Annotated in this window: 4 protein-coding genes; all 4 read right to left on the bottom strand. The window is 75.6% G+C overall.

The genetic code is table 11. From position 1 onward, the window contains the following. Positions 1–75: 75 nt before the first annotated feature. Entirely contained in the window at positions 76–312 is a 237-nt protein-coding gene (locus EF903_RS27730; RefSeq protein WP_125547695.1) for a response regulator transcription factor, read from the bottom strand. A gap of 168 nt (positions 313–480) precedes the next feature. Beyond that, positions 481–2,916 carry a SpoIIE family protein phosphatase gene (locus tag EF903_RS27725; protein ID WP_125547693.1) on the bottom strand — a complete coding sequence of 812 codons (2,436 nt, stop codon included), beginning with the start codon at positions 2,914–2,916 and terminating at the stop codon, positions 481–483. Continuing rightward, positions 2,888–3,709 (bottom strand): 4'-phosphopantetheinyl transferase superfamily protein, encoded by an 822-nt coding sequence (locus EF903_RS27720; protein ID WP_185902852.1) that lies wholly within the window; start codon positions 3,707–3,709, stop codon positions 2,888–2,890. Before EF903_RS27720 ends, EF903_RS27725 begins: the two co-directional genes overlap by 29 nt. A gap of 7 nt (positions 3,710–3,716) precedes the next feature. Continuing rightward, the coding region (locus EF903_RS27715; RefSeq protein ID WP_125547689.1) for an aminotransferase class I/II-fold pyridoxal phosphate-dependent enzyme at positions 3,717–5,580 on the bottom strand (1,864 nt) is incomplete at its 5' end.

The following is a 5,580-nucleotide window of genomic DNA, read 5'->3' as shown; positions in this document are numbered from 1 at the left end:
CAACAGCACGGCGGAGCTGACCCGGCTGGCCATCGCCCTCGGACTGTGACGGCCCGGGCCGCTCGGCCCGTGCCGTCACAGTCCGAGGGCGATGGCCAGCCGGGTCAGCTCCGCCGTGCTGTTGACGCCCAGCTTGGCGCGGATCCGCCGCAGGTAGGCGTCGACCGTGTGCTTCGAGAGGCCCATGTGGCGGGCGGTCTGCAGGTAGGTGCGCCCTGCGGCGATGTGCCGCAGCGTCTCCTGCTCGCGCGGGGCCAGGGAGGTGGCGGTCGTCTCGCCCTGCGCGGTGGGGGTGGTGAGTGTGAGGCTCATGGCTTTTCCTCCGCCGAATGGGTTCGGCCGTCACTGCTCACGTCCTCGGAAGCAGAGGGACTCGTTACTGAATGTCCCTTTTGTCTCTTATGGAAAAGCCTGGCTCGGGACCTTCACCGCCATGTCCCCCGACTGTCACAGGCGCGTCACAGGCGCCGCGTCCGCTGGTCAGAAACCCAGGAGCGACTGCTCCGCCCAGATCGTCTTGCCCACCGCGGCGTGCCGCGTGCCCCAGCGCCGCGCGAGCTGCGCGACCAGCAGCAGACCCCGCCCGCCCTCGTCGAAGGTCCGGGCCCGCCGCATGTGCGGGGCCGTGCTGCTCGCGTCCGAGACCTCGCAGATCAGCGTCTTCTTCTCGTGGATCACGCGCAGCTGGATCGGCGGCTCCCCGTACCGGATCGCATTCGTCACCAGCTCGCTGACCAGCAGCTCCGTGACGAACGACGCCTCCTCCAGCCCCCACGCCGCCAACTGCTCGGAGGCGTTGCGGCGGGCCTGCCCCACCACGGACGGATCGGAGGAGAGGTCCCACACCACGACCTGGTCCGCATGCAGCGCCCGGGTCCGCGCCACGAGCAGCGCCACGTCGTCGTCGGGCTGGTGCGAGAGCATCGCCGTCAGCACCCTGTCGCACACCGTGTCCAGTGTCGAGGCGGGCCGGGCGAGCGCCCCGAACATGCTGTCCAGTGCCTCGTCGATGTCGTGGTCGCGCGCCTGGAGCAGGCCGTCGGTGTAGAGGGCGAGCAGGCTGCCCTCCGGCAGCTCCGTCTCGACCGTCTCGAACGGCAGCCCCCCCAGGCCCAGCGGCGGCCCGGCGGGCACGTCCAGCAGGTACACCGACCCCTCCGGCGAGACCACTGCCGGCGGCGGGTGCCCGGCCCGGGCGACGGTGCAGCCGCGGGTCACCGGGTCGTACACCACGTACAGGCAGGTGGTGCCGATTCCCAGCGCCGCCTCCCCGGCGCCCTGCCGGTCGCCCTCGTCGGCGGACAGGTGCAGGACGAGGTCGTCGAGGTACGTCAGCAGCTCGTCGGGCGGCAGGTCCACGTCGGCCAGGGTGCGCACCGCCGTCCGCAGCCGGCCCATCGTCGCCGTGGCCCGGATGCCGTGCCCGACGACGTCGCCGACGACCAGGGCGACGCGCGCCCCGGACAGCGGGATCACGTCGAACCAGTCGCCACCCACCCCGGCCTCCCCGCCGGCGGGCAGGTAGCGCGAGGAGATGTCCAGGGCGGCCTGGTCCGGCAGCGTCTGCGGGAGCAGACTGCGCTGGAGCGTCATCGTCGTCGTGTGCTCGCGGGTGTAGCGGCGCGCGTTGTGGATGCTGACGGCGGCACGCGTCGCCAGCTCCTCGGCCGCCCACAGGTCCTCCGACTGGAACGGCTCCCGGTGCTGGTGCCGGCCGAACACCGCCACGCCCAGCGTGATCCCGTCGGCGCGCATCGGAACGACCATCGTCGAGTGCGTCCCGTACTCGCTGATCCAGGACGCCCCCGGGTCCTCGGCCGCCCACGCGGCGATCGCCGGGTCCGAGGTCGCGTACACGGCGCCCCGGCCGGCCGCCAGGCACTCGGCCGGCGGGGAGAGCGGCGGATACACCGTCGTCTCCCCGACCGAGACCCGTGACTCCGGGCTGCCCTCCAGGATCGACCGCACCGCCATCCGGCACACCGCGACCGGTCCGGCCGGAAGCCCGGACGACGGCTCGTCGCCGCGCGGCGGGGGGTCCAGCAGGTCGACGACGGCGAAGTCCGCGAGCCGGGGCACCGCGACGTCGGCCAGTTCCTGCGCCGTGCGCGAGCTGTCCAGGGTGGTGCCGATGCGGGTGGCGGCGTCATCCTGCGGGACGAGCACCTGCTGCCGGGTCCCCTCGATGCCCGTCCTGTCGTGCGCGGCGAGGCACACCGCGTGCACCCGGCCCTCCGGGTCCCGCAGCGGGGCCAGCGAGGTCACCCAGCCGTGCTCGGTGCTCGCCCCGGGCGGCCGGATGAAGGCGTCCACGACCTGCGGCTCCCCGGTCTCCAGGACCTGCCGCATCCGCCGCTCCGTCTCGTCGCTCACCGGATCCGGCGCGATCTCCGGCAGGCGCAGGCCGAGCATCTGCGGCTCCGCCAGGGACAGGGTCCGCTCCATCCCGGTGTTCGCCCGCACCAGCCGCAGGTCCTCGTCGAAGACCGCGAGGAAGCAGGGCGACTGGGCGAAGGCCCACTCCCGCAGCGGGTCGCCCCAGCCGAGGCCCGCCGCGCCCGTCACGGCGGACACCACGAACCACTTCGCCGTTCCACCGGTCGAGGTCCAGCGGTGCGCGAGCAGCCCCACCTCCAGCCGGTGGCCGTCCCGGTGCCGCAGCGCGACCGTGCCGCTCCACCGGTCCTGCCAGGGCGCCACCCGCCGCGCCGACTCGGCCGGATCGTCCGCGAGCAGCTCGGCGGCCGGCCGGCCCACCGTCTCGGAGGCCTCGTAGCCGAGCAGCCGGCGCGCACCCTCACTCCACTCGGTGACGACGCCCTGCTCGTTGACGGTCGCCGCGGCCGTGTACGCCGGCCCGGACGGCGCCTCCGTACCCGCAGGCCGGTCACCCGGAGAGGTGGGAAGTCGCTCCATCGCCGCTCATCTCGCCCTCGCTCGTTCCTCTGCCGCTGTCCCTCGGGAACCTGCACGGCCAGGGGCTCCACACACCAGCATGATCCAGCGCGGCAGGGAGCACCAACGCAGTGCCGCCGCCGGTCGCCGCCCGGCCCGCCGCGGCTCCGGGCCCCGCGAGGACGAGGGCGAGCACCGCGCTCCCGGCCCGCCACGCCGCCGCGCGGCGCCCCCCGCCCAGCCGGGGCGGCCGCAGGCCGAGCAGCGGAACGCGGCGCGGGGCCGCCCCGAAGACGCTGCCCCGGTCCGCCTTGACGGCGGCCTCCTTCAGCGCCCACACCCCGGCCAGGACCTCCGGCCGGCCGCCGGCGACGAGCGCGGACTCGGGCGGGGACAGCACGTGCTCCGCAACCCTGCGCACCGCGTCGGCCGAACCCGTCTCGCACAGGTCCACCCCGACCGGCCGCCGGGCGAGCGCGGCGGCGGCATGGCCGGCGGTGTGGCTGATCGAGAGGTGCGCGCCCGGCACCGGGGCGCCGGCGACGAGGACGCGGGGGCTGCCGTCCTGGCGCGGCAGGACCTCCACGGCGGCCGCCGGGACCCCGTACGCCTGCGCGGCCAGCCGCTTGGCGAGCAGGCGGCCGGCCGTCCACTCGGCCCGCCGCCGGGCCGGCAGCGCGCTGAGCACGTCCGCCTCCGCCGGCGACAGCGGGGGCGCCGCCGCGAGGAGGACGGGCCGCGGGGCCGTCAGGAGGGCCGCCCCGCACCAGCGGTGGACGCGGCCCGGCGCGATCGGCGGGAAGACGGTGTCCACGGCGGCCTCAGGCGGCGTACGCCGGGTCGAGGCGCCGGTGCGCCCGCCCCAGCGCGGCCGCGGTCCGGCGGATCTGGTCGGGCGTGTGCTCGCTGGTGACGAAGAACCGCAGCCGGGCCAGCTCCTCGGGCACGGCCGGGTACAGGATCGGATTGACGCTGACACCCTCCCGGTACAGGGCCTCCGCGAGCCGCAGCGTCCGCGTCGAGTCGCCGACGATGCACGGCACGACCGGGGTGCCCCGGCTGACCCCGGTGTCGATGCCCGCCTCCCGGACCAGGCCGGCGAACAGCGCCGCGTTCTCCCGCAGCCGGGCGACCCGCTCCGGCTCCGCCCGCAGCAGCCGCACCGCCGCCAGGGCCGCGGCCGCGTCGGCAGGGGTCAGGCCGGCGCTGTAGACGAACCCGGGAACCGTGTACCGCAGGTACTCCACGAGCCGGCGGCTCCCCGCCACGTACCCGCCGCAGCTCGCCAGCGCCTTGGACAGCGTGCCCGACCAGATCTCCACGTCCGGGCGGTCGACCCCGAAGTGCTCGCCGACACCGCGGCCGGTCGCCCCGGTCGTGCCGATGCTGTGCGCCTCGTCGACCATCAGCAGGGCGCCGTGCCGGCACTTGACGGCGATCAGGGCGGGCAGGTCCGCGATGTCGCCGTCCATGCTGTACACGCCCTCCACGACGACGAGCACCCGGCGGTACCGGTGGCGGACCTGCTCCAGCAGCGCGTCGAGCGCGGCCGCGTCGTTGTGCGGGAACGGCCTGCGGGTCGCCCCGGAGAGACGGCAGCCCTGCAGGATGCTGTCGTGGGCCAGGGCATCGTGGACGACGAGGTCCCCGGGGCCGACGAGGTGCCCGATCACGGTCACGTTCGTGGCGTGGCCGTTGGCCAGGGAGACCGCGGCCTCGCAGCCCAGCAGGCCGGCGAGCTCGGAGTCGAGCTCCAGGTGCACGGGCCGGCTCCCGGACAGCAGGCGGCTGGCGGACGCCGAGGTGCCGTACCGCGTGATCGCCTCCCGGGCGGCCGCGCCGACCGCGGGGTGCGTGGCCATGCCGAGGTAGTTGTAGCCGGAGAACGACAGGAGCGTACGGCCCTCGATCACCGTCGTGTCGGTCATGCCGCCCTCGTGGACGAGGAAGTACGGGTTGCCCAGGCCCGCCCGGTCCAGGAGCGTGAGGCGCTCGGCGTGAGCCGCGATCTCCGGGAAGAAGTCGATCCGCGTGTGCTCCTCGGGCGGCGGGCCGGCGGTCGCGGGAGCCGGATCGGAGGCCGGCGCCCGTGCGGGCGGCGGATCGGCGGGCGGCGCGGCTTGCACGCGCTGGACGGGGAGCGCCCCGGCCGCGGGGCCGCCGGCCGCGCCGGTGACCGCCGCGCCCGCGACCGACGCGGCGAGCCCGCCGACGGTGGGGCGGTCCGCCGTGCGCTCGTCGAAGGTCCACTCCGGGTACTGCCGCTTCAGCGCCGTGAACAGGTCGGTGAGCATCAGCGAGTCGAAACCGAGGTCGTCCACGAGCAGCTGGTCGTCGCGCAGGTGCTCCACCGGGAAGGCGCTGACCCGGGCCACGTGCGCGAGGACGCCGGAGGAGGCGTCGCCCGCATCCGCGGAGGGTGCCGGGTCCGCGGCCGGCAGTGCGGTCCCAGGGTCGGCCGCGGGCTCCGGGGCGGGCAGCGCCCCGGTGAGGCGGGCGATCAGCGCCGCCTGTTCCCGGGCCGGCCGGAGCAGCTCCCGCACGGACTGGTCCGTCTCGCTCGCGGTGCAGGCCGACGAGGAGACCTGCCGGCGGCTCATGGGTGGCGTCGACGGCGTGTGGCCCGCGTGTTTCAACCAGCAGCGGCAGGTCGTCGTCAGCGGTACGCCGGAGGGGCTCGCAGCG

Source organism: Streptomyces sp. WAC05292 (assembly GCF_003949955.1).
GTDB classification, from domain to species: domain Bacteria; phylum Actinomycetota; class Actinomycetes; order Streptomycetales; family Streptomycetaceae; genus Streptomyces; species Streptomyces globosus.
This window is presented reverse-complemented; position numbering and strand designations above follow the sequence as displayed.